The organism is Chitinophagales bacterium (assembly GCA_041392475.1).
Taxonomy (GTDB): Bacteria; Bacteroidota; Bacteroidia; order Chitinophagales; family UBA2359; genus JAUHXA01.
Window position 1 is genome coordinate 1,418,886 of sequence record JAWKLZ010000002.1, and the last position, 24,416, is coordinate 1,443,301.

Annotated in this window: 27 protein-coding genes; 5 read left to right on the forward strand and 22 right to left on the reverse strand. The window is 39.2% G+C overall.

Annotated elements, in window-relative coordinates:
- Positions 1-164: 164 nt before the first annotated feature.
- Positions 165-575 (forward strand): HEAT repeat domain-containing protein, encoded by a 411-nt coding sequence (locus R3E32_19010; protein MEZ4886826.1) that lies wholly within the window; start codon positions 165-167, stop codon positions 573-575.
- A gap of 41 nt (positions 576-616) precedes the next feature.
- Here R3E32_19010 and R3E32_19015 read toward each other — a convergent pair whose 3' ends face one another.
- Positions 617-1,780 (reverse strand): aminotransferase class V-fold PLP-dependent enzyme, encoded by a 1,164-nt coding sequence (locus tag R3E32_19015; GenBank protein ID MEZ4886827.1) that lies wholly within the window; start codon positions 1,778-1,780, stop codon positions 617-619.
- Between the two features lie 149 nt (positions 1,781-1,929).
- Between R3E32_19015 and R3E32_19020 the strand changes: the two genes are divergently transcribed.
- Positions 1,930-2,412, forward strand: a complete 483-nt coding sequence (locus R3E32_19020) for a TlpA disulfide reductase family protein (protein ID MEZ4886828.1) — start codon at positions 1,930-1,932, stop codon at positions 2,410-2,412.
- Between the two features lie 84 nt (positions 2,413-2,496).
- Here the strand turns inward: R3E32_19020 and pyrH are convergent, their stop codons facing one another.
- The 20 genes from pyrH to dnaN all read right to left on the reverse strand — a co-directional run bounded on the left by pyrH (position 2,497) and on the right by dnaN (position 19,682).
- Positions 2,497-3,246, reverse strand: a complete 750-nt coding sequence (gene pyrH / locus R3E32_19025) for a UMP kinase (GenBank protein ID MEZ4886829.1) — start codon at positions 3,244-3,246, stop codon at positions 2,497-2,499.
- 151 nt (positions 3,247-3,397) lie between these two features.
- A complete protein-coding gene (locus R3E32_19030) occupies positions 3,398-4,126 on the reverse strand; it encodes a glycosyltransferase (GenBank protein MEZ4886830.1) in 729 nt (242 codons plus the stop codon).
- Between the two features lie 283 nt (positions 4,127-4,409).
- Positions 4,410-5,228 carry a class I SAM-dependent methyltransferase gene (locus R3E32_19035; GenBank protein MEZ4886831.1) on the reverse strand — a complete coding sequence of 273 codons (819 nt, stop codon included), beginning with the start codon at positions 5,226-5,228 and terminating at the stop codon, positions 4,410-4,412.
- 414 nt (positions 5,229-5,642) lie between these two features.
- Positions 5,643-6,305 (reverse strand): peroxiredoxin, encoded by a 663-nt coding sequence (locus tag R3E32_19040; protein MEZ4886832.1) that lies wholly within the window; start codon positions 6,303-6,305, stop codon positions 5,643-5,645.
- A gap of 54 nt (positions 6,306-6,359) precedes the next feature.
- Positions 6,360-6,716 (reverse strand): rhodanese-like domain-containing protein, encoded by a 357-nt coding sequence (locus tag R3E32_19045; protein MEZ4886833.1) that lies wholly within the window; start codon positions 6,714-6,716, stop codon positions 6,360-6,362.
- 65 nt (positions 6,717-6,781) lie between these two features.
- Entirely contained in the window at positions 6,782-8,194 is a 1,413-nt protein-coding gene (locus R3E32_19050; protein MEZ4886834.1) for an MBL fold metallo-hydrolase, read from the reverse strand.
- Between the two features lie 198 nt (positions 8,195-8,392).
- Complete coding sequence (locus tag R3E32_19055; GenBank protein MEZ4886835.1) at positions 8,393-8,854, reverse strand: hypothetical protein; 462 nt, start codon at positions 8,852-8,854, stop codon at positions 8,393-8,395.
- Positions 8,855-8,960: 106 nt separating this feature from the next.
- Positions 8,961-9,743: an alpha/beta fold hydrolase gene (locus R3E32_19060; protein ID MEZ4886836.1), complete on the reverse strand. Its 783-nt coding sequence runs from the start codon at positions 9,741-9,743 to the stop codon at positions 8,961-8,963.
- 26 nt (positions 9,744-9,769) lie between these two features.
- Positions 9,770-10,414 (reverse strand): flotillin-like FloA family protein, encoded by a 645-nt coding sequence (locus R3E32_19065; protein ID MEZ4886837.1) that lies wholly within the window; start codon positions 10,412-10,414, stop codon positions 9,770-9,772.
- 7 nt (positions 10,415-10,421) lie between these two features.
- Positions 10,422-10,853, reverse strand: a complete 432-nt coding sequence (locus R3E32_19070; GenBank protein ID MEZ4886838.1) for a DUF3995 domain-containing protein — start codon at positions 10,851-10,853, stop codon at positions 10,422-10,424.
- 150 nt (positions 10,854-11,003) lie between these two features.
- On the reverse strand, positions 11,004-11,402 hold the full coding sequence (locus R3E32_19075; protein ID MEZ4886839.1) for an SgcJ/EcaC family oxidoreductase: 399 nt from the start codon (positions 11,400-11,402) through the stop codon (positions 11,004-11,006).
- Positions 11,403-11,612: 210 nt separating this feature from the next.
- A complete protein-coding gene (locus R3E32_19080; GenBank protein ID MEZ4886840.1) occupies positions 11,613-12,191 on the reverse strand; it encodes a Crp/Fnr family transcriptional regulator in 579 nt (192 codons plus the stop codon).
- Between the two features lie 72 nt (positions 12,192-12,263).
- Positions 12,264-12,680 (reverse strand): hypothetical protein, encoded by a 417-nt coding sequence (locus R3E32_19085; GenBank protein MEZ4886841.1) that lies wholly within the window; start codon positions 12,678-12,680, stop codon positions 12,264-12,266.
- 125 nt (positions 12,681-12,805) lie between these two features.
- On the reverse strand, positions 12,806-14,512 hold the full coding sequence (locus R3E32_19090) for a solute carrier family 26 protein (GenBank protein MEZ4886842.1): 1,707 nt from the start codon (positions 14,510-14,512) through the stop codon (positions 12,806-12,808).
- A 4-nt stretch (positions 14,513-14,516) separates the two neighbouring features.
- Positions 14,517-15,170: a class I SAM-dependent methyltransferase gene (locus tag R3E32_19095; protein MEZ4886843.1), complete on the reverse strand. Its 654-nt coding sequence runs from the start codon at positions 15,168-15,170 to the stop codon at positions 14,517-14,519.
- 103 nt (positions 15,171-15,273) lie between these two features.
- On the reverse strand, positions 15,274-15,687 hold the full coding sequence (locus R3E32_19100) for a DUF6691 family protein (GenBank protein MEZ4886844.1): 414 nt from the start codon (positions 15,685-15,687) through the stop codon (positions 15,274-15,276).
- A 6-nt stretch (positions 15,688-15,693) separates the two neighbouring features.
- Positions 15,694-17,112, reverse strand: coding sequence for an OprD family outer membrane porin (locus tag R3E32_19105; protein ID MEZ4886845.1), 1,419 nt, complete (start codon positions 17,110-17,112; stop codon positions 15,694-15,696).
- A gap of 6 nt (positions 17,113-17,118) precedes the next feature.
- On the reverse strand, positions 17,119-17,676 hold the full coding sequence (locus R3E32_19110) for a YeeE/YedE thiosulfate transporter family protein (GenBank protein MEZ4886846.1): 558 nt from the start codon (positions 17,674-17,676) through the stop codon (positions 17,119-17,121).
- A gap of 222 nt (positions 17,677-17,898) precedes the next feature.
- Positions 17,899-18,534 (reverse strand): Crp/Fnr family transcriptional regulator, encoded by a 636-nt coding sequence (locus R3E32_19115; GenBank protein ID MEZ4886847.1) that lies wholly within the window; start codon positions 18,532-18,534, stop codon positions 17,899-17,901.
- Between the two features lie 29 nt (positions 18,535-18,563).
- The gene (dnaN, locus tag R3E32_19120) at positions 18,564-19,682 is read right to left on the reverse strand and encodes a DNA polymerase III subunit beta (protein ID MEZ4886848.1); all 1,119 of its coding nucleotides are present in this window, start codon (positions 19,680-19,682) and stop codon (positions 18,564-18,566) included.
- 374 nt (positions 19,683-20,056) lie between these two features.
- On the opposite strand from dnaN, the gene R3E32_19125 reads away from it, so the two are divergent.
- The 3 genes from R3E32_19125 to R3E32_19135 all read left to right on the forward strand — a co-directional run bounded on the left by R3E32_19125 (position 20,057) and on the right by R3E32_19135 (position 22,782).
- Positions 20,057-20,569, forward strand: coding sequence for a gamma carbonic anhydrase family protein (locus R3E32_19125; protein ID MEZ4886849.1), 513 nt, complete (start codon positions 20,057-20,059; stop codon positions 20,567-20,569).
- Between the two features lie 206 nt (positions 20,570-20,775).
- Positions 20,776-21,900 (forward strand): hypothetical protein, encoded by a 1,125-nt coding sequence (locus R3E32_19130; GenBank protein MEZ4886850.1) that lies wholly within the window; start codon positions 20,776-20,778, stop codon positions 21,898-21,900.
- Between the two features lie 282 nt (positions 21,901-22,182).
- Positions 22,183-22,782, forward strand: a complete 600-nt coding sequence (locus R3E32_19135) for a hypothetical protein (protein MEZ4886851.1) — start codon at positions 22,183-22,185, stop codon at positions 22,780-22,782.
- A gap of 5 nt (positions 22,783-22,787) precedes the next feature.
- Here R3E32_19135 and R3E32_19140 read toward each other — a convergent pair whose 3' ends face one another.
- Positions 22,788-24,404: an Ig-like domain-containing protein gene (locus tag R3E32_19140; protein ID MEZ4886852.1), complete on the reverse strand. Its 1,617-nt coding sequence runs from the start codon at positions 24,402-24,404 to the stop codon at positions 22,788-22,790.
- Positions 24,405-24,416 lie beyond the last annotated feature (12 nt).

Sequence of the window (24,416 nt, forward strand, 5' to 3'; positions counted from 1 at the left end):
CGCATTTAATTGTTTACAAACAACAAGAATATATTTTTACTGTAATAAGGCTGTTTTCATTGAAGGAAGTGAAGAAACGTAGATATTGGAGCAAATTGCAGTTGTAGAGGAACTTTTTAGCATTATTCTGCTGTTGATTAAATAACAGCAAAAACCTTATGCTTATGAATACCTTCAGCAAATTGCAATTTCGTTGGTACTTGTTCAACAAAAATATTCCCCAATTGGCAACATTCCTTCAATCTCCCTCCTACAAAAACCGTAGATTGGCCGCCCTAAAATTGGGACAATTGAAGGACATAACAGCCATTCCTTTTTTGAAGCAAAAACTGGATGACCCTGTATTGAAGGTAGCCGAAACTGCTTTGTATGCCATTGAAGTAATTTCTACTTTTAATGATTATCCTATTGACTTGCAAGAATATAAGTACACATTGAAGCAAAGAAAAAAGGATTTAGCGTATTCCTACCATAGAATGGAAGATTTCAAATTTCAGAAAGAAAGTTGGATTCCCACAATTAAGCAATTACTGAAAAAGCCCATTGCTTATGGAAGCTGGTTTCCGAATCAATAACCCAAAAAACGCTATGGATTTTATCACAAAACTGCAAAAGTCTAAACAACGTCCTTCACCACCGCCACCAAATACTGCAAATCTTTCTCCTCGTTATAAATTGAAGGTGAAACCCTTACGGCATCTCCACGAAACGAAACATAGATTTTTTCGTCTACAAAACGTTGCTTCAAAGCATCGATAGATACGTTTTGAGGAAGTCGAACGCCAAATAAATGTGCGCTGCGAAAATCGGTATCTTCCACCCAACAACCCATATCTTTGAGTGCTTCAATCGGGTTTGCCACAATACTTTTGCAGTAGGCTTGAATATGGGCAGGTTTCCAACAATTCAAGGTTTTGATGGCTTCTAACAGCATGGGAACCAAGATAAAATTGCTTGCTTCTCCCGTTTGATACCGCCATGCACCTGCTTGATACCTGTCTTCGTAATGGACCAAATTGGCGAAATCCTCGCTTTTGTAGCGGTTGAACCAACTTTCTTCAATCGGTTTGCCATTGTCAAACGCTTCTCCAAAATAGGCTACCCCGAGCGAATAAGGACCTAACAACCATTTGTAACCTCCACAAATCAAGGCATCAGGCTGAATGACTTGCACATCAAAAGGATATGCCCCAACTGATTGTGTTCCGTCAATTACCAAAAGTGCACCCACTTCACGGGTTCGCTGTCGAATTTTCACCAAATCAAACCAAGAGCCATCCGCCCAATGTATGTGCGACATCGCCACCAATTTAGTTTTTGGAGTGATGGCTTCCAACAGATGTTCATTCCAAATTTTGCCCCGATTTTCTTTGGTTTTGGGGGCAGAAACGGTGATGATTTCTGCGCCGTTTTTTGCAGCCAATTCCTGCCAAACATAGACATTGCTCGGAAACTGTTCGCCAATCAGCACAATGTTTTCACCTTTACCGATTTGAATATTGTTGGCCACAACTGCCATTCCATAAGAAACCGATGGAATGGTCGCAATTCTCTGTGGTTCAAGATTGTTGATGAGTTGTGAATATTGTTTTCGGATTTCCTCCAAGGGTTTGAAAAAATCGTCTATGCTAAGGTTGAAGGGTAGTCTTTTGGCTTGAACGCCTTGAATACCTGCCGAGTCAACGCTTCTAAGGGTAGGCGACATATATGCACCATTGAGGTAGGTGACATTATCGGGCAGAAAAAAATGTTCTTTTTGACATTGAAGTGCTTTTTTCATTTTTATTCTTATTTTGATTTTCATTTATTCCTTATCTGTCAATCGAAAGACAGAGCCTAAATTTCTCTATTTTTGTGGAAACATTCAAAAAAGCAGTTTCGTTTTGCAGACGTAAACTATTTATTTTCTTTCAACCCAAATAGATTCAGATGAAAAGGATAAAGTATTCGTGCATAGCTATTTTGTTTTGCACATTGGGTGTATTGAATAGCTGCAATGTCAGCAACATGAAACTGAGCAAGATTGACTTAGTAGATTTAGAGGGGAAGGAAGTGCATTTGGAGGATTTGAAGGGAAAACCGATTTTCCTCAATTTTTGGGCTACATGGTGTCCGCCTTGCCGCCAAGAAAAACCAGCGATGGAACGAGCAAGGCAAATTTTGGAGAAAGAGGGTTTTCAATTTGTGATGATTTCACAAGAAGATATTGAGGTTATCAAAAAATTTCACCATGCAAAACCTTATGGCTTCAAATACCTAAAAACCATGGACAACATCAAGTTACTGGGCGTTTTTGAAATTCCTCAAACCTATGTTTACAACAGCGATGGTGAAGTTGTTTTTGAGCATACAGGCATGATGAATTGGGATAGCCCCGAAACTTTGCAGATGTTGCGAGAAGTGGTGAAGTGAAAACTCAAGACAAACTCAAAAAACAAATGCAAATTCAAAAGATTATTTGAATTTGCATTTGAAACTTGGATTTATATTTTCCTCTTATCTTTCCACCAAAGTACCAATTGCTTCTCCTTGCACAATGCGTCGAAGATTGCCTATTTGATTGACATCAAATACAATGATTGGAATGTTGTTTTCTTCACAAAGCGTGAAGGCAGTCGTGTCCATCACTGCCAGTTTTCGACTCAATACTTCTTCAAAAGAAATGGTGTCAAATTTTTGGGCATCCTTGTCTTTTTCGGGGTCGGCTGTATAAACGCCATCGACTCGTGTTCCCTTCAAGATTACATCTGCTTCAATCTCAACGGCTCTAAGTGCCGCTGCAGTATCGGTTGTAAAATAGGGATTGCCTGTTCCTGCTGCCAAAATCACCACTCGCCCATTTTCCAAGTGTCGAATGGCTCGGCGGCGAATGTAGGGTTCACAGACTTTGTTCATTTCGATAGAAGACATTAGACGTGTTTGCAGCCCTACTTTTTCGAGGGTGTTTTGAAGTGCAATGCCGTTCATCACCGTTGCCAACATGCCCATATAATCACCTGATGCACGGTCAATTCCCATATCTTTTGCTTGCATTCCCCTAAAAATATTGCCGCCTCCAATCACAATCGCTACTTGAACCTTTTCTTCCTGTACGATTTCTTTGACCTGCTCAATGTATTCCATGATTTGATCGGGGTCAATGCCGAATTCTCCCTTACCGATAAGGGCTTCCCCACTGAGTTTCAATAAAATTCGCTTGTATTTTGGCGTTTTTGCTTGACCATTGCCATTGGAGTTGATAGACATGAGAACGTTTTTAATTTTGAAGAAATGAAAACTTCGGTAAGTGAAAACTCAAAAACTGACTGATTTAAAATTAGTTAGCAGTCAAGTAGCTTGAAATTATTTTGAAAGTTTCGTTATGTACCGACTTTAGGCTGCAAAAATAGCAAATACACTACACATAACTTCGCATTTTCATGATCGCAACCAACATCTTGAGGCTATCGCTTACCAAATTCACCTTCGACAAGCCTCTTTCCTCCCATTTTACAGGCAAAGATTCCACTACATTTCTACCTTTGAGGAGGCGAAACAAAACCTCGACATCATGTGCATAGCCCAATTCAACCAAAGGCTCAAAAGCGGTTTTGGCAATGGAAGTAGGGTACAATTTGAAGCCACACTGAGTATCGCCTTCCGTAATGCCTGTAAACCAATACACAATGGTAGAAAAAACCCGCCCTATGATTCGCCGATACCAAAGAGCTTTCACCAATTCTTGTTCTCGCCCCAATTCTCGTGAGCCAATGTAGGTCGTTTTCTGTTCCTTCAAATCTACCATTCCTTTTGCCACCCAATTGTCCAACTGTTCGGGTAAGGTCGCAAAATCTGCATCCGAACTCAATACCCATTGACTTGTTGAAGCCAAAACACCCGCTCGAATCGCATTGCCTTTACCTTTGTTTGGTTGTATATGAATCACCTTGAAGTGAACCTGTGGAAACTGTGCAGAAAATTCTTCTTCAATGACCTCCAACATTGCCTGTGTTTGGTCTTTGCTTCCATCATTCACCATCGTCACTGCATCAAAGAACTGATTGTGGGTCAGATATTTTTGAAGCGTACTCTTGAAAAAAGGAATTCGCTGTTCTTCGTTGTAAAAAGGAATAATTAAATCAACCACGCTTAAATGAAAATTAAATCACAGATATTTTTTTGAACAATACAGATTTTAGACATTGTTATTACACTGTAAAAGAAATTATTTAATATTTCAGCAACATCGCTGCGACTCTATTTGTAGAAACAATGGTAAATAGATTTCATAAGGGGCGTAGCCTCGACACCATCCATAGAGAATCAGCACCGAAGTTACGCTCCTAATCGCTTCAATTCCATCTATTTTTCTACAAATGGGGTCTGGGCTAAAGCCATTTTGAATTCTAAATAACTTTGGTTACAGTGTATTATTTTGTATCACCTTTTTTCTGCAATACAAACCCCTTTCCCACACTCGCTTTTGACCAACCAAACAACAACTTATCCACAGCAATCAAAGCATCGGTCAAAAAAAGCAATGGAGGATTTTTGGTAGAAGGGCGCAATTTTAGGCTTTTATCTGCTTCTTTCACAGAAGCATTTTGAGTGTTTGCCTTCAGCAGTTTTTGCAAGAATCCAGGCCAATACAATTCGGGCAAAGCCGCAAAGTATTGGGTTAAATAACGTTCGGCTTCAATATTCAGTTGGTTTTCAGCCGACCATTGTTTGAATTTTTTGGAGTCAATCAGTTTGAAATGCCCATAGGCATACGCTCCAATCGGAATTTTCTGCCGAAATAGGTTCAACAAACGATTGACGGGATCGTAGGTAAACGGAAAATCTATGGAAGGAAAAGAAACAACTGCTTTGGCGTTTGGCTGCAAAACCCGACCAATTTCCTGCATCATTTTTGCCGAATCAGGAACATGTTCAATCACATCTATTGAAATCACCAAGTCAAAAGCCACATCTTCAAAACTCAAATTTTGGGCATCTTCTATCCGATAGGTCAAGTTATCCACATTCGCATTGAGTTGTTGTGCATAAACAATGTCCGCCTCATTGATGTCGCAAGCAGTCACTTTTTCGCCATATTCTGCAATCATTTGATCATAGTCACCTTCTCCCGTTCCGAGATGCAAAATGTGTTGAAAACGGTTTTGCCCATTTGCGGTCAGCGCATCCAACGTGTTTTTGAGAAACAAATAGCGGGTTCGGTAAGTCGGAAAAAGTAGTTTGTAGTTCATATTGTACTCTTGACTGTCATCGAATTTGAGGGCAAATATCACTCATTTTCGCTTTTAAAAATGTAAAATCCATGCAAAAAGCCTTTGAAGTACTCTACTGGATCTTGAGCGTATGCTTGACAAAGCTAATTATCCTTTTGTAAAATATGGAATCTAAATGGATAAAAACCATCCCTTATCGCAGGCATTAAGAGTACCAATTATCGAAATATACGGTAAAAAAATAGCTGTCAGCATATAATGAAGATATTTAATGAACATTTATTCATTTACCCCTTACATTAGGTTTCGTTTGAAGGTGTTAGGAGAGTACATCATCGGATAAAACACAAATGCTGCCCTCGCAAGAAGCGGGACAGCATTATTTTAACCAAAAAAGATACTTTATAAAATCTGCAATTCTTTGTATTTCAACTAATTTAGATTCAAACTCTTCTTACACAGGTAGAAATCCACTTTTTCACAAGAGGTATCTGCCAAGCGACTGTCCATTTCCTCTAGTGTTTTTGGCGGAGGAACAATCACTTTTTCACCTCGTTTCCAGTCCAGAGGCATTGCCACTTTGTATTTGTCCGAAGTTTGGAGGGCATCCAAAACTCGCAAGATTTCGTCCATATTTCTACCCACATTCAAGGGATAGTACATAATCAAGCGAATTTTTTTGGAAGGGTCAATGAAAAAAACTGCACGAACCGCAGCCGTCTCACTTTCATTGGGCTGCAACATTCCATAAAGCTTTGACACCTTCATGTCAATATCCGCAATAATGGGAAAGTTAAAATAAACTCCTGTATTGTTTCTTACATTGTTAACCCAACCCAAATGAGCATGCACACTGTCAATGCTCAGACCCATCAGCTCCGTATTGAGTGCATCAAACTCGGGCTTGCGAATCGCAAAACCACTCATTTCTGTCGTACAAACGGGCGTGAAATCGGCTGGATGTGAGAACAATACGACCCATTTATCCTTTGCATAGTCCGAAAACTTGATTTTTCCTTTGGTCGTAACCGCCTCAAAATCGGGAGCTTGGTCGCCAATTCTTGGCATGGTGTTTATGATTTCTTGTGTTTCCATATTGTTGATATTATTTTGTTGCTATTGAATAATTGAAGTGTATTTGGAGTTTGATTAATATCCTCCCTTCAAATCGTAAATTTCTTCAAAACCTTTTGCGGCCAAAAGCCCTGCGGCCTTTCCACTGCGGTTGCCGCTTTTGCAATAGAGGTAAATGGGTTTTGACTTATCAAAACGCTCCATTTGTGTCACAAAATTGCTGTCAAAAAAGCTGATATTAATCGCATTATCAAAATGCCCTTGCTGAAACTCCATTGCAGTTCGCACATCTACTACTTGCACGTTTTCATTTGCTGCAATTGCTGCTCTAAATGTTTTTGCATCCAAAAGTTGGATTGCATCAGAAGTAGTTGTATTGTTGGAAAAAAAGCTGAATAAGCCCATGAGAAGAATAATTTTTATTGAATTCATTTTTTACAAATGATTTTAAAAGACTTCGGAAGTTTTGAAAACTTCCGAAGTCTGATTTTCATAGGTTACAAAGTCGAAGGACAAACATAATCGGTCACAGGAATACCCGCCTCTTTTGCAGCCCTAAAACCACCTTTCACATCCACTAAATTGTGGTAGCCTCTCGACTTCAATATCGAAGCAGCAATCATCGAACGGTAACCTCCCAAACAATGCACATAAAAAGGAGCTTCTTTGGGTAGTTCTGCCAGATGATGGTTCAACTCTGCCAAAGGCACATTCTCCGCACCTTCAACGTGTTCGGACAAGTATTCCGACTTTTTACGTACATCCACTACCGATACTTTCTCATCGTTTGCCACAATTGCAGCCAACTCTTCGGCAGTCACTCCTTCAATAGTATCTACCTCTTTTCCAGCCTTTTTCCATGCTTCAAACCCACCTTCTAAATATCCCAGTACTTGGTCAAAACCCACTCTCGCCAAACGTGTCACCGCTTCCTCCAATCGGTCTTTGTTTACGACCAACAAAATCGGCTGTTTTACATCCTTAATCAAATCACCAACCCATGGCGCAAAACTACCATCCAAGCCAATAAAAATAGAACGGGGTAAATGCCCTGCTGCAAATTCGTCTTCTTTTCTCACATCCAACACCACTGCATCTGTCTCATTTGCAGCTACTTCAAAAGCATCTGGCGACAAAGCCGTTTCGCCTTTTGCCAACACTTCGTCAATGCTCGCATATCCTTCCTTGTTCATCATCACATTCATCGGGAAATAAGCAGGAGGAGGCAACAAACCGTCCGTTACTTCTTTGATAAACTCATCTTTGGTCATATCCGCACGCAAAGCATAGTTCATTTTCTTTTGATTGCCAAGCGTATCGACCGTTTCTTTCATCATGTTTTTGCCACAAGCCGAACCTGCACCGTGAGCAGGATAGACGATTACCTCATCTGCCAAAGGCATAATTTTGGTGCGGAGGCTGTCGAATAACAAACCCGCTAAATCTTCTTGCGTCATGCTTGCAGCTTTTTGCGCCAAATCAGGACGACCTACATCACCCAAAAACAAAGTATCACCAGAGAAAATCGCATGGTTTTTCCCGTTTTCATCCTTCAATAAATAAGTCGTGCTTTCCATTGTGTGACCTGGCGTATGCAAAGCCACAATTGTAATATCTCCCAACTGAAAAGCTTGTCCATCTTCTGCAATAGTTGCTTCAAATTTTGTCTGAGCCGTAGGGCCATACACGATGGTAGCACCTGTTTTTTCGGCGAGGGTCAAGTGTCCACTCACAAAATCGGCGTGGAAGTGGGTTTCAAAAATGTATTTGATTTTTGCGCCTTCTTTTTCAGCTCGTTCGATATAAGGCTGTACTTCTCTAAGTGGGTCAATAATGGCTACTTCTCCTTTGCTCTCGATGTAGTAAGCTCCTTGTGCCAAACATCCTGTATAAATTTGCTCTATTTGCATTTTTGAAATTATTTTATCGGTTATTGTTTGTTTTATTCTTTTTTATAATCTGTCAAAAAAGGCTACGGAAGTTTTTTAGAAAAAAGCCTCTTTTAAATAAATGAAACTTCCGAACTCTTTGTTTTGTTGATTGTACTGCAAAGATAAAGTATATAAAAAGTTTGCTGGGTAACACTTGTTACAGTCATTGGGAATGCACTAATTGGCATATGGAAAAGAAGAGTGATGTACTTCTATCTGTAAATCTCCTTTCTCATTTTGAATATAGCTAAAAGTATATTCCACTTTGATTTCGTTTCCAGTTGCATCCATAAAATAATAGTTCCCAACAGCAAAAGCCCTTCTTTCCTTCAATATAATAGCCGCATTGTCAAACCGAACCTTCATCCACGGTTGCAATGCAAAACCTTTATCTTCTGGATACTGCACGTTGCTACCAATGAAATAAGAGATAGCTCCTTCCTTAGTCAAACGAAATGGAATATCTGATGCTTTTGTGGGTTTGAACAAAACCTTAACTGTATCAAAAGCATACAGCGTATTTATAGCAGAATTTGCAGCCTCCTCACACGCACTTCTATTTTTCCTCAATCTACCTATTTCGACAATGGCATTACCCCAATTTTTTTGGGCTTTTAGGACTTGTTTTTTGGTTATCATAGCAGGCTGTTTTTTGAAATCTATTTTTTGTGTACTGCAAAGATAATGTCAGTAAGGAGTTCTCTGGGTAACACTTGTTACAGTCATTTGACTTTGAGAATAGCGTTTAAATAGAGAGTATTGCTTTCATATTGAAGTCATATTCTTTACTATTAATCAAGTCATTGTGTCCTGCTCCTTCAATAAGATACAGCTTTATATGTGGATATTTTTCCTCCAATTGCAGTGAATGACTATGTGGAATCACCGTATCTTTGTCACCATGAAAAATGGTAATCGGGCATTTCACCTGCTGAAAATGTTGGAAGGTTTTGAATTTGTACTTGATTAGAAAATTTGGAATGACCTTCACTTTCTCCAATATCAAAGACTGCAAACTAAAATAAGGAGAATTCAGCAGCAATTTCAATGGTTGGTTTTGGGCTGCAATTTGAGCTGCAATGCCTGTACCCATTGAAGTACCCGACACGATAATGGTGTTTTCTGCATAGTGTTTTTTCAAATAGTCGTAGGCAATTTGTGCATCCTCGACCAATTGATTTTCACTTTTTATCTTCCCATCGCTTTTGCCATATCCCCTATAATCCACATAAAAAACATCGTATCCTTGTCCTGTATAAAGTCCTGCGCCCGTACCCCATCCATGAATTGCTCCGCCATTTCCATGCAGAAACAACAACACTCCTTTGGACTCTTGTTGATTGGTTTTGAACAAAAGCGCATTGATGTGAATGTTTTTTGCCACTTCTAAATTAACCTCTTCAAAAACCTCGGAAAAATGGTAGGTATAATTTTTTGGAAGTTTGGAGGGAAAGAATAACAAGCGTTCTTGCATAAAGTAAAGGAGCGCAAAAAGTAGGATAATAGTGCTTATAGAGAAAGCAAGCATGTACTTAAGTTTTTTCAAGAAATTGATTATTTCAGTATTATGTTTTGTTCTATCAGTTGAACACCAATAATCTTATCCCAGTATTTGTTATTCAAAACCATTGTATGAATGAACGATTTTGTTTGAGTCGGGGATTTCGATGTCCAGTTTGCAGCAAAACCAGTCAATGTTTCTCTGATTTGCTGTTCTATTTTCTTTTCTTCCTGATGGCTAAACCATCTTGAAAGTCCATATTTGAATTTTGCGTTGTAGTTGATTTCAAAATCATTGACTTGCAGACAAGAAATTGTTATTTGATAGATTTTTTCGGCTTTTTGAACTGCTTCCTCTAAATTTTCACCTGCTAAGTCGAGTATTGTTAACAGTTGAAAGGTAGCTTCTGGGTTCTCTTGATTTTTTGCTAAAACAGCCACAACCTGCTGAGGATTTCCACTAGACAGTAAGTGTGCTTCAAGTTCTGCAATAGTGATATTTAGCCCATACTGTTGAACTATGGCAATGACTTGAAAAAGAGAGGGTTTTGCCGTTTTTCGAATGGTAAGTAGCAATGCTTCTTTAAGTGTTAAGTTTGCAGACTTTTGGGCAGCTTTGAACTTTGTCACTAGCAGAGGCAAGGCAAACAAAAAAGCCAAAAAGAGTAGTAAGAATACGATGAGTATGCCTGTTTCCATCTGATTTTTATTGTATTATGATTTGAAGAATTACCCCCGCCACTCCAATCAACAGACATAATGGCGCATACAGTTTCGTGTCCATTGTGCCAAAATTCGTGTTTTTTATACTTTTGAAGAAGCCCACATATCTAAAATCGCCCAGCGCACGAAGCAGAAAAATCGCTGAAATGCCCCATCCACCATATTTTACCACCCATTTAGGAACAACCGCAGCTACAATGAATTCACCTTTGAGTAGATAGTAGGCTGCAAACAACAACAAGCCAAAACCCACGATAGCAGAAGCAAAACTACTGGGATTCAATATTCTTTCGCCCTGTTCATTGGTTGGTAAGGCTTGATTGAAGCCCCATTTGCCGCCCAATGCCCAGTAGAGATGTAGAAGGGAAAGTAGCAGAAAAATGGTGAATAGTAGAAATGATAGGAGAGTTTGCATGACTTGTTTCTTTGGCTAACAAGTGGTGACAGCATTTTGATTTCAATATTCGCCAAAAAAAGCAGGTGTTTTCGATTCCTCAAACACACCTGCCCTATTATAGGATTTTAATCCGTTCTAAACCAATGAAGTTTTGAGTTGGTTGGCTCACTATCTCGCTGGTGGACGCATTTTATTGAAGATATATTGGGCAATTTTCCATGTACCTCCCTCTTTTTTCAAGACAAACAACTCTCGATTTTCTTCTGGCACGGTGATCCCCGCAGCCAACACATCAGTCGTGCCTCTCGAAATAGTCCGAGCAAAAGCGACATCGTCTTTCACCACGATTTCGTCTATTTGAAAAACAATGGTGAGTTTGATTTGACTGAATACGTAATTGTACGCTGCTTCAACAGCTGTTTTGCCAATGCTTGTAGGTGCTTCGGAAGGCATGAATACGCCATCTATTGCATACAAATCCAAGATGGCTTTGGTGTCAGAGGCATTCAAGGATTTTTCATACGATTTGAGAAGGTTTTCTACTGCTTGATTTTCTTGTGTGTTCATGTGAGTTATCTTTTGGGTTGTGGAAAAAATAGCATTTGATTGGGAGAAAACGCAAACCATTCCTGTGAATAAGAATAGCATTGCAGTCGTTACGATTGGTTTCATCCGATTAAATTTAATTAACTAATGATGCAAAAATAACGGTAATATAATTAGTTGCCCAATAAGCTAGTTTAAGAAAAAAACTTAAGGTAGGTTAAGCTTTGGCTATTACTTCATCAGATTTTTTCTGATTTTACTCAGAAATTCTGGCGTAACACCAATAAAAGAAGCAATTTGAACTTGTGAAATACGGTTGGCGAGATGGGGGTAATTCTCTAAGAAAGTAAGGTAACGTTCTTGAGCAGTCGAACTGATGTTTTGAATCACCCGTTCTTGCATTTTCACAAAAGCATTTTCGACCAAAACTCTAAAATAACGGTCAAATTTTGGGGATTCGGTATAAAGAGTTAAAAGGTCTTTCTTTTTGATTTGCAGCACTATTGAAGGCTCTAAAGCTTCAATAAAAAGGCGACTGGGTGTACTGGCATGAAAACTGCCAATATCGGCTATCCACCAATTTTCGGTCGCAAATTGAAGCACGTGTTCTGTTCCTTTTTCGTCCACAAAAAACATTCGCAAACAACCTTCTATCACAAAATGGTAATGCTTACAAACATCCCCTTCTTGCAGTAAGTACTGCCTCCTCCTTATTTTTTTGGATTGAAACGAAGAAACCAGTAGGTTTTGCTCTTCCTCGGTTAGAGGAAGAAGTTGGTGGATGTGGGTGATGAGTTTTGAGTGATCCATTTTATATGTCCTTCGGTTGAAAATCTATCCAAAGATACTGCATTTCAAACAGAGTGCATTGGCAATAATGGGTTAATCCACATAAGACAAGGAAGAATGATGCACCTCTATTTCTAAATTTCCTTTCTCATTTTGAACATAACTAAAAGTATATTCTACCTTGATTTCCTTACCAGTTGCGTCCGTAAAATAGTAATTTCCAACAGCAAAAGCCCTTCTTTCCTTTAAGACAATCGCAGCATTCTCAAATCGGACCTTCACCCGCAGTTGAAGCGCAAAACCTTGGTCTTCTGGGAAATGTTTGCTACCCCCAATAAAATAAAAGATTACTCCATCTTTGATCAAACGAAAAGGAATGTCGGACGCTTTGGTGGGTTTGAGCAAGGCTTTTCCTTTGTCAAAAGCATATAAGGCATCAATTGCCGAAGTTGCAGCTTGTAAAGATGTGCTCCCAATCTTTCTTGAGTTTACCAATCTCTGCAATTGCATTGCCCCATTTATCCTGTGCTTTTAAGACTTGTTTTTTGGTTATCATCGCAAAGTGAATTTTAATTTACTGTCAGCCAATCCGTTTTTATTCTTACTGATTATTCAGGATGGGCTATTTTTAACTCCTAACCATTCGTTTGCAGCGTATAAGTTTTATCAAAAGCCTCTTGTCGCCCCTTGATGTCATTCACCGCTTCAATCACCCGCATGTGGAATCGGTGCGCTCCCAAAGCCTCCACAATATGTGCTTTTTGAAGTATATCCCTCACAGGCCCTATCGCATTGGCAATGTAGAGTTTAATGCCTCTTTGTTCGTAGTCTTCAATCAAATCGTGTAGGGCATGAACCGCACTCGAATCCAAGCTACTGATAGATTTGGCATCCAAAATCACATACTTCAATTGAGGTTTTTTTGCCTCCATTTGTTGAAGGTTCTCTTTGAAGTAGCTCAAATTGGCGAAATACAACTGGGCATCAAAACGAACTACCAAAATCTCTTTGTCTTGAATCAAATCATCGAAGCGGTTGATGTTTCTAAACTGTTCGGAATTTGGAACTTTTCCCAACTCTGCAATGTGAGGATTTGATACCTGGTAAATGACCATCAACAATGACAATCCTGCGCCAATCAAAATGCCCTCTTCAATACCCAAAAACAAAGTGCCTACAGCCGTCACCATAAACAAGGTGAAATCTCGCTTGTCAATCTGCCACAAGTGTTTCGCCTCTTTGAAGTCTATCAAACCAAAGACCGCTACCATGATGATAGCCGCCAAAACTGCATTTGGGAGATAGTAAAAATAAGGAGTCAGAAACAAAAGTGTAATCACAATCAAGACCGCACTGAAGATAGAAGCCAATCCCGTTTTAGCACCCGCTTGGTCGTTTACGGCTGTTCTCGAAAAACCGCCCGTCACAGGAAACGCCTTGAAGAACGAACCGACAATGTTTGCCAAACCCAAGCCAATCAACTCTTGATTCGACACGACTTCGTAGTTTTTGTGTTTCGATTGAATCGCTTTGGCGACTGCAATGGATTCCATAAATCCCACAAACGAAATGGTGAGGGCAGTTGGTAACAAGGCTTTGAAAGAAGTCATGTCCCATTCAGGAATACCAAAAACGGGCAAACCACTTGGCACTTCTTTCACGATTTTTACACCTACTTCTGCCATATTGAAGCCAAAAACGGCTGCAATTCCCAAAAGAACGACAATCAATGGTCCTGGGATTTTTCGGTTTACCTTTTTGACAATGAGCAATGTTGCAATCGCTAAAACGCCAATCGTCAAAGTCGGGTAGTTGATTTTGTCTAAATTCTGAAAAACATTGACCAACAATTCGTGTACTTTTCCTCCTTCAATCTTGAAGCCCAAGAGGTGCTTCAATTGGCTGAAACCGATAATCAAGGCGGCGGCAGAGGTAAACCCTGCAATGACGGGATGCGACAAAAAATTGACCACAAAGCCCAATCGAAAAACGCCCATACTGAGCTGAATCATACCAACCATCAAGGCCAATAATATTGCCAAACTGATAAATTCGGTAGAACCCAACTCTGCCAAAGCACCTACTCCGCTCGAAATCAACAACGCCACCATCGCCACAGGCCCGACTGCCAATTGGCGAGAAGTGCCAAACAAAGCATAGATTATCAAGGGAATTGTGGAAGCGTAGAGTCCATAAATCGGTGGCAAACCTGCCAACATGGAGTAAGCCATACCTTGCGGAATCAACATCACCCCAACCGTCAAGCCTGCGGTGAGGTCGCCACTCAAATCTGCTCGCTTATAATTAAACATCCAATCGAGGAAAGGAAAATATTTTTTCATCGTTTTATTTGTTTTTTTGCACCATCAAGTAAACATATTCTCTATGTGTACTATCTTGTTCTGTAAAATTTTCGTGGAAAGCATCCAGGACCTCGTAACCTTTGAAGCGGTTCTGTAAGGATTGTTGACTCCACAATTGCAACTCTAAACCACAACAAGTAGCCACATTGTTTTTGCTAAACACACCAATAATCGCAATCCCGTTTGGTTTCAAGAGCTTGTCAACCAACTGAAAATAGCGGTCTTTGTCGGCACAAGTGGTAAAGAAGTGAAGCGTTGCTCGGTCAATCCAAACATCCAGCTTTTGCTCATACTGCAATAATCTATCGGCTTGCATCAAATCTGCTGCCACATATTCAACCGCCTCATTTGTGCCGATTCGCTTCTGCAAACGCCTCAGTGCCAGTTCGCTGATGTCATTGGCGATAATTTGGGTATGTTCTTTTTGCAGCAACTTGTCAACCAAAAAAGAGTCACCGACTCCTGCACACATTACCGTTTCGGCTTGTTTGACAAGAGGATTTTCCAGCCATCGGTCAATCGCCAAATCCGTTCCTTCCTGCCAATTGTGCGTTTTTTCTTCTTCAAAAACACTGTTCCAATAGGATTCATAATCTCCATTGAAGGTGTTCAGCGTACAGCAGTTTTTTTGTGTCATTGTTTGAAGTCCTAGATTCAAGTGTTAAATCAGTGTTTTTTTGAAAATCAATTTCCTTAGTGTGCAATCTCCGTTTCAACTGTTGACAAAGTTTTCACTTCCATTAATGCGGCAATTTCGGGCGTAAAATTCCATAAACCAACGTTCCCAGCAAAGCCCCAGCAATCACCACCAAAATTGACAAATAACCATAGCCAACCAAGACAAACATAGGCCCAGGGCAAGCTCCTGCCAATGCCCAACCCAAGCCAAAAATGATTCCACCAACTAAGTAGCGGGTCACACTTCGGTCTTTATGGCAGAAGGTAATTTCTTTGCCTTCAATGCTTTTTATTTCTCTTCGCTTGATGATTTGCACGATGATAATGCCCAAAACGATGGCAGAACCAATGATACCGTACATGTGAAATGACTGAAACTTAAACATTTCATAGATGCGGTACCAAGAGATGATCTCGGCTTTCGACATCACAATGCCAAACAACACACCTGTCAATAAAAATTTGATGTAATTCATTGTTTATTAAAAATTTATATTTGCTATCAAATTGAAGTGATGGTAGTTAGTACCATAAAAAACCGTTGCAGGCTTCAATTCCACACTTTTTTCAGTGATCTTGTAGATGTATAAAAATTGTAGTTCCAACCCTTTCAACTCGTTGGTGAACTGATAGGTCGTATTGGCGGTCAATTGATAAAAAGACGGCACATTGTATTTATTGAACTCAAAAGTGTCTAAACCTGCTGTAATCGTTCGACTCAATCGCACATCCAAGTTCAAGTGCTTGTTCATCAATTCTTTGGTTTTGAATCGAAGCATCCAAACATCTGTATCTCCAAACCCATCTATCCAACTTCTCGGCTGCGATACATAGAAATCTTCTCGTCCCAACTCTCTCGGAAACAAAAAACGCCCCGAGTCAAATGCATGAAAATAGGCAGCAGATAATTGCCATTTACCCAACTTGTAACCCATCAAAAGATTCAAAACATTTGCCTTTTCGTCGGGCTGTATGTATCGGTCGGCATAGTCCAGTTCTTCTTGAAAAGCTGCCGCATTTTGGTGAACATATTGCAGTCCCAAGTTCCAATCCCCTTTTTTGTAGTCCGATTGCAGCCAAATGATATTGGTGAGATGGTGAAAATGGTAGTTCCACATCTGCCATTTCCAACCTTCAATTTGGTCATTTTCATAGCCTATCACGGCGATACCTTTCGTTTGTGCGGTTTCGTGGTAGTGTGCTTTTTCGCCATTGGGCTCAGTGCCATTGTTGTTGAGACCAATCACTTCATCCATCGAAAACCATTCAGTCGTACCCCTCGGTGAAACACCGTCAATCCATCCCAAACTAACTTTTTGGTCTTTCAGTTCACCCCATTCCGACCACAAGCCCTGATATACAAAAGGCATCATCCTGCCATCTCTCCGCAAAAACAATGGACGGGTATTGATGTCCATTTTGCCGTATTGCACAAACGACTTAGAGAAATTGAAGCGAATAAACAATTCCTCCAGCCTATCTATATCTTTTCCTACTTCGGGTCGGTTTACATCGTACAACTCCTTTTCCCACTTCGCACTTTTGCCTACAATTGTATCAACTTCATTAAGGTCAGCCGAAAAGGTCTTGTAAGTGAAAATACTCTTCATCCCAACCTGTAAACCATACCATTCGGGTGTAGTAAGCTGAATACCTTCCCCCAGTGCATTGGTCCAGTAATCCTTCAAGTCGCCCTCATTGACCGTTGCCATAAAATAGTTGCGGATATGTCCTTGCAAACGGCTTTTACCCCAAAAATCTTGAAGGGAACGGATTGTAGTATCTTTATGGATAAAAGGTGTCTTATTCTCTGCCAATACAGCTTTTGTCTTGTGTTCTTGGGCTGCAATGGGCTGGAAAATGGCTAAAAGAGAGAGGAAAAGGAAGATGTAGATTTTCATAATTACCTAAAAAATAATGGGTAAGAAAAGATAGGTCATCATCAAGCCTCCAATGAAAAATCCTGCAACGGCAATCAAAGAAGGAATCTGCAAGTCCGAAATTCCGCTGATGGCATGTCCAGAAGTACATCCGCCCGCATATCTCGCTCCAAAACCGACCATGAAACCACCGCCCAAAAGAATGAGTAAACCTTTCAAGGAAAATACAGATTCACTGCCAAAAATCTCGCTGGGTAAATACTGACTACCAGGATTTTCAAAACCCAGTTCCTTCAAATCTGCAATCGTTTGGGGATTCAAAAGCACGGTTTCGGAAAGTGTGAGGTAATGAGCTGCAATGAACCCACCCACAATTGCGCCAACGACAAACATCAAATTCCAGCGTTGGGCTTTCCAATCAAATTTAAAAAAATCGGCAAGTCTGTCTCCACCTGCTGCCGAACACATTGTCCGCAAATTGGCCGACATTCCAAAGTCTTTGCCAAAATAGAGTAGCAAAAGCATCACAAGGGCTATCAAAGGCCCTGCCACGTACCATTCCCAAGGTTGGGTAATTATCTCCATTTGTTCTTTGCTTTTTATTCAAGTTATGAATATTCGTTCTTTCTGGTAGCAAAGATACGGGTAGAAGAAGGTTTGAGGAGTAACAATTGTTACAGTGAAGGCAGAAGAGCTTCCATGAGAAAGAATAGAGAGGCAAAAAGAGGGAATCAATACTTGAATTGTATAGGCAAAACAGAGAAGAACACATCTTACTTCTAACATCCGCCTTCTCTCCTCCAAAATTTAATAATAATTCGGCACTTCAATCAAATTTCGGTGCAATTTGATTTTGCCATCATTCTCCAATTTCTTCAATAAGCGAGAGATTACCACCCTTGAAGAATTGAGTTCGGATGCAATCTGAAAATGCGTCACAATAAGATTGGAGCTTTTGGCAATAAATGCTTTGTCGGTCAGGTATTTGTAAAGGCGTTCTTCCATGTTGTTAAATGCAAGATTGTCAATCGCTTCCAGCATTTCATTCAGACGGGTATTGTAGCTTTCAAAGACAAACACCCGCCAAGTTTCGTATTGTATGATCCAATCCACCATTTTGTGGACGGGAACCATGATTAGTTCGGTGTAAATTTCGGCAACTGCCCTAATTTGGCTTTTTGTTTTTCGCAAACAACAGTTGAGGGTCATCGCACACGTATCACCTACCTCCAAATAATACAACAACAATTCACTGCCATCCTCATCCTCACGCATGATTTTGATAGAACCCGACAACAACAAAGGCATGTATTCAATCGTGTCGCCGATGTCCATAATCGTCGTGTCTTCCTTCACTTTGCGGTAAGTACCAACGGCTGCAATTTCCTCAATCAGCTTGGCTTCAAAAACGTATTGGTATCTTTCCTTTAATAATTCTAACATGTGAGCAATATCACTTGAATGTATAATTTCTATTGATTCAACATAATTGGCATGACCAACATCAACAAATCCTCTTCTTCCACTTGTACAGTTGGTACAATCAAACCTGCCCTTGAAGGAGTTGAAAGTTCTAATGCAATTTCGTCGCCATCCATTACACCCAAAATCTCCACTAAAAACTTAGCATTGAAAGCAATTTCCATATCATCCCCTTCATACTCACAGGTTAGATTCTCACGAGCTTCACTCGAAAAGTCAATATCTTGTGCATACAAAGAAAGCTTGTTGTTCTCGATTTTCAAGGCTACTTGATAGGTCGTTTTGTTGGAGAAAATTGCAATTCTTTTCAAGGAGTTTTGGAAGTCTTTTTTATTGATAATCAATCGATTTGGATTCTCTGTTGGGATAACCGCATTGTAATCAGGATAGCGAGCATCAATCAATCGGCACTTCAATCGAGTACCGTTGAAGTTGAAAAATACATCCGCTTGATCGTAAGAAATGGTGATGTCTGTATCATCGCTTGGTAAAGCAGCTTTCAACAAGCCCAAAGCTTTTTTGGGAACAATAAAACTGGAGTTTTCATCGCTTGTTTGACCTGTATGGCTGTAACGCACCAATTTGTGGGCATCTGTTGCCACAAATGTCACACCATCAGTACCCATAATGAAATAAACGCCTGTCATAGATGGGCGTAGTTCATCGGTACTCACTGCAAAGGTACATTTATTGATGGCAGTAGCCAAAACCGAAGCTTTCAATACAATTTGATTTGCACCTTCTAAACTTGGCACTTGGAAAAAATCATCATCAGGCTCACCCGCCAATTTATAGCGTCCATTGAGAGAGGAAATACTGATGATGTTGGTATCTGGATTCAACTCGAAAGTCAAAGGCTGATCGGGGAGTGTTTTCAACAACTCTAATAAAATTTTTGCAGGAACTGCAATTTTTCCATCTTGTTGTGCGCTTACATCCAATGTCACCGACATCGTTGTTTCCAAGTCTGTTGCTACTACCGTCAATTGGGAGTTATTGACTTCAAACAAAAAATCTTCTAAAATAGGAATTGTGGTGTTGGTTCCTACGGCTCCATTTATGATTTGCAACTGCTTTTGCAGTTCAGATGTGCTGGTCGTAAATTTCATATTATTTTTTGAGTTAAAAACAACTTACAGATGAATCCATAAAGTTACAATAATTTTAGAGATTTGGGATCGAAGATTGTCAATGAAAAAATGTAAATTGGAAGGAATTCAAATTTCAGGCAAAAAACAAACACAATTTATAATAATGTATATTTTTGAATTTAATCGTTCTATTTAACTCCCTATCAAACAATTACAAAACCATCAAGGCAGTAACAATTTTAAGCACTTCAATTGTTCTTTTGATTACTGACATGAAAGATAGAATGTTCGTTCAATATGGTAAAATAGCACATCCTTTTCCTTTATTTAACACTGATTATCAGATACTTAAATAAAAAACTCATATAAACTTCAAAAAAAATTCTTTTATTATGGCAATTATTAAAACGGTGCATGATTGCACTCCTCAATTTGGTGAAAATTGTTTTTTGGCAGACAATGCCGTTGTGATTGGAGAAGTCATAATGGGCGACAATTGCAGCGTGTGGTTCAGTGCTGTTGTTCGAGGGGATGTGCATTACATCAAAATGGGCAACAAGGTGAATGTGCAGGATGGTGCAGTGATTCATTGTACTTACAAAAAAGCTCCAACGAATATCGGCAACAATGTTTCGATTGGTCACAATGCGATTGTGCACGGCTGCACGATTCACGATAATGTGTTGATTGGAATGGGAGCGATTGTGATGGACAATGCCGTTGTTCATTCAAACAGCATCATTGCGGCAGGGGCAGTGGTCTTGGAAAATACGGTGGTAGAATCGGGTTGTATCTATGCGGGCGTTCCCGCCAAAAAGGTCAAAAACTTGAGTGAAGAACAAACTGCTGATTTGATTGAACGGATTGCGAACAATTATGTTTTTTATGCGGATTGGTTTCGTTAATTTTTATTCTACTTTACTTGTGTACCAAATTTTATGTTATTTGTAATGATTTTGTCAAATTTCACCAAAGCAGTATGTTTTTTAACTAATTGATACACAATCTTTTTTTGATAAATTTTTATTATACTTGTAAATAGTTGTGAAAAATAATTGTCGACGCTTTATTTCAACACACACTTATTCCATTAACATAAATTTTTTACAGAATGAAATTTATCAAAAACACACATTTATTTATTGTGTTGATAGCTCTCTGCGTAGTATCTTGTACCAAGCAAGACAGCATTATAGATACGAGCCTTAACACACAAAGTCACGATATTATTGATGTTTCTAATGAGGAATTCATTGATGGTGTTTCTCAGGCAGATGTAATTGTTCCCATTGACTTAGAAGTACAAGTTAGAGATGGAATGATGATTTTCAAGGACCATACTTCTTTTATTCACGCAATGGATGTTTTGTTTGAACACAATTTAGAAAGTATTGAAGCTTGGGAACGACAGATTGGCTTCAAATCTCTTTTTACAGAACTCGCCAGAATTGAAGAATTGCCTTTGGAAGATATGCAAAGAGAGTTGAAGAAAGGTAGGTTAGAACAAGTTACAGAAATTAAAACCTTTGAAGGAGAGCCTTTCTTAGAATGTTCGATGTATAGTAGGGCAATGTCTATGGTTCTTAATACTGATGCGTTGGTTCAAGTAGATGCTTTTATTGGAACGATTGGGCAAGATATAACAATATGGACAATGCCTAAAAATAAAGAGGAACTTATTCAGGCATTTGATACAAGAGAAAAACCTATTGGAAAAGAGTTTATTATAGATGATGGTAGATTTTTTGAACATAAGAAGGATTTTGCAGTAAATACAAGTTGTACTAAAAATGCTTTATGGCATTCAGGTACTAATACATTTGTAAACCCCGATGCGAATAGAAGAATAGATACTCGTTTTATATTTTCTCCAATTACAACTAATCGTTCTAACGGAAATAAAGACTACACTTGTAAGTTTTCTGCATTGAGTACTTCAAGAAAGAGTAGCTGCTGTAAATATAAAACTGATCATTACTGGGCTATTGATATAGAAACAACGACTTTTGACCCAGCAACAGGAAATACGGCATGGACAGCTAATGGAACTACTACTAATCAAAAGCATGGGGGAGACAATATTACCATAGTAACGTACCAAGATGTATCTCAAAGTTTTTTAATTACCAATGGTATAAGTCTCGTAGAGGCATATCCTAATAATCAAAATGGACAAGGTACGAAATTATCTCATAGAGGAATGGACGGTGATTATGCTCGATTTACATGTGATTAATAACATTTTATAACTTTAGAGTATGCTGAAAAAACAGCATACTCATTTTCTTAAGCAACCATGAAAATTACTGTATTTATATTTTTTTGTTTTTTGATTTTACCTTCCGAGCTATTTGCACAATTTTCATCCATTACAATTTCAACAGGACTTCAATACTCAGATGTTTATACCCTTGATTTTTCTGATGATTTCAAAGGGTACAATACCACTAAACGAGGTTTCTATTTAACAATAGGAGTAGATTACCAGGTTTTAAGATGTTTGAAGATTGAGACAAACTTGACTTATCAAGAGCGCAAAGCTTTGGAAGTTTTTCATTTTCCTTTTGGAGATGAAAGCCAACAAGTAGCAGGAGTAACAGGAATGTGGATATTTGCAAAATACCCTACAAGTCCGCAAAGTGAAATTTTTGATCCCGAAATTGACCATCCTTTTCCCAATTTCAGATATCTAAATTTAGAGTTCATCCCCATGTTTGAAATAGGGCAAAAATTAAAATTAAGAGCTGGATTTGGCTTATTTGGAGGTATATTGCTCAATCCCGCACAAATGACCTTTGGTAGAGAAGATTTCCCTCGTGATGATGCCTTTTTTGAACCGCCTTTCAACGTTTACGGAGAAGTATCGTATCACGAATATGATTTTGGTTACCTTCCCAAAATTGCCATTTCTTACCCTATCAATGGCAAAATGAATATAGGAGCATCGGCAAAAGCCTATCTATCAAGAGTAAGACTAAACGATACTTTTGTTGCTCCTAGAAACCTGCAATGGAATATACGTTGGGAATCTTTTTTAGTAGGTCTTGATTTTCAATACCGTTTTCCTGAGAAAAAGAAAGAAAAACGACAAAAAACATTGATATATCCTTTAAATTAAGTCATTTACTCCAAATCCACCACCACCTCATTCTCCCAATTCGGACGAATCTCCACTTTCTCCGAAATCACAAAGATTTTTTCGGGTTGTCGCTTCAATTCATAATCACCCGTTGTCCATTCGCCATCTTTGTTGCGGTCTTCAATCACCGAAATTTGGTATTCGGCAGGTTTCAAGTAAGGCAAAGTCAATTGATTGTTGGAGAGTTTTTGTTCCTTTACGAGTTTGTTGTTTTTGTCTGACAACTGAAAAATATAGTCCAAATCTTCGTTGAAGTTTCGAAGTTTAACAATCAAAGTTCCATAATCTTCCTCAGATTTGACCTTAAAATTTAGCGAAATCGTATCACGAGTTTGCCCAAAAAAGTCGGTAGCAAAAGTAGGGTAGAGGTCGATTTGGTAATTTTGGGTGGGCTTCCAATCCGCATCTAAGTAGATTCGGTGTATATTCGAGGTATCTTGCCATACCTTCAATGACTGTTTTGCAGGAATTGAATCTTCAAAAAAGGCAATCTGAGTCGAGTCTATTTGTAGGATAGGATGATTGTATTGCAGCCAAATTCGCTGATTCAAGTCCAGTTCTCCACGGCCCAAATTGGTTCGATAGGTCAATTTGGGTAAATCTTCTGCCTTTTTCAAGCTCTTAAATTCAATTGTATCAGCAAAACCTTCACTGCCGATGACTTCAAAAACCAATTCTTCTGCCACACTCGAATGGTACCATATATTGACCGTATCCTTTTTTGCAGCATAATCTATCAACAGAGAATCAGCAGTAATCAAATTTAGGCTGTCCAATAAGCGGACTTCTAAAGTGTCTTGAGCTTTGGTGAACAACAATTGAAGGCGGCCATAGTCCAATTTCTTTTTCTCGTTCAAGCGCAAAACTGTTTTTTCTTCGTTGAACATCATTAGGTCAAAATGTTCTCGCAAACTATCTGTAATGGTGATGGGAGAGGGGTAAAAAGCGATGTCTTCGGTAGTCTGGTCGAAAAAATAGTTGTTGTTTTTATCGGAAAGTGCAATCAATTGGTAGGTCCCCGCTCGAATATTGCGAAGATTAAACGTGCCTTCTTTGTCGGTTCGGCTGATGTATTTGGGAGGGGTAGTGGTAAACAAAGTGTCAGAACCTGCCTCATACAAAGCCACCAATACGTTTTCGGCTGCGGCTTTGTCTTTGGCATACATGACTTCTCCACGAATGGCTAAAGAGTCAATTTCATCGCCTGTCGCAAAGGCATACTCGTGGTTTTCCAGCTCATTTCCCTCATTGTTGTCTTGAATCGCCAAGCCAAAATTGATGGTATAGGTCGTGTTTTCCTGCAAATCTTCTTGCAGTTCGATGGTCAAAGTTTTGCCTTTGATTTTGAATTCAGGGCGTTTGATCATCAAAGGAGAGATGACGATTTGCTCAGTGGGATTGTTGAGTTTGATAAATTCGTCAAACTCAATTTCAATTGTTTTAGCATTGAAGTTGGTAGATAGGTGAGGGGGGCTTACTGCCAAAACCTTAGGGGGGATTTCGTCTTTTGCTCCACCATTAGGTGATATTTGCTTTGCACAAGCTATCAATAAGCAATACCCCAATAGGCATAAGTAAAAAATCTGTAGCCATTTTTTCAAAATCATATGCAT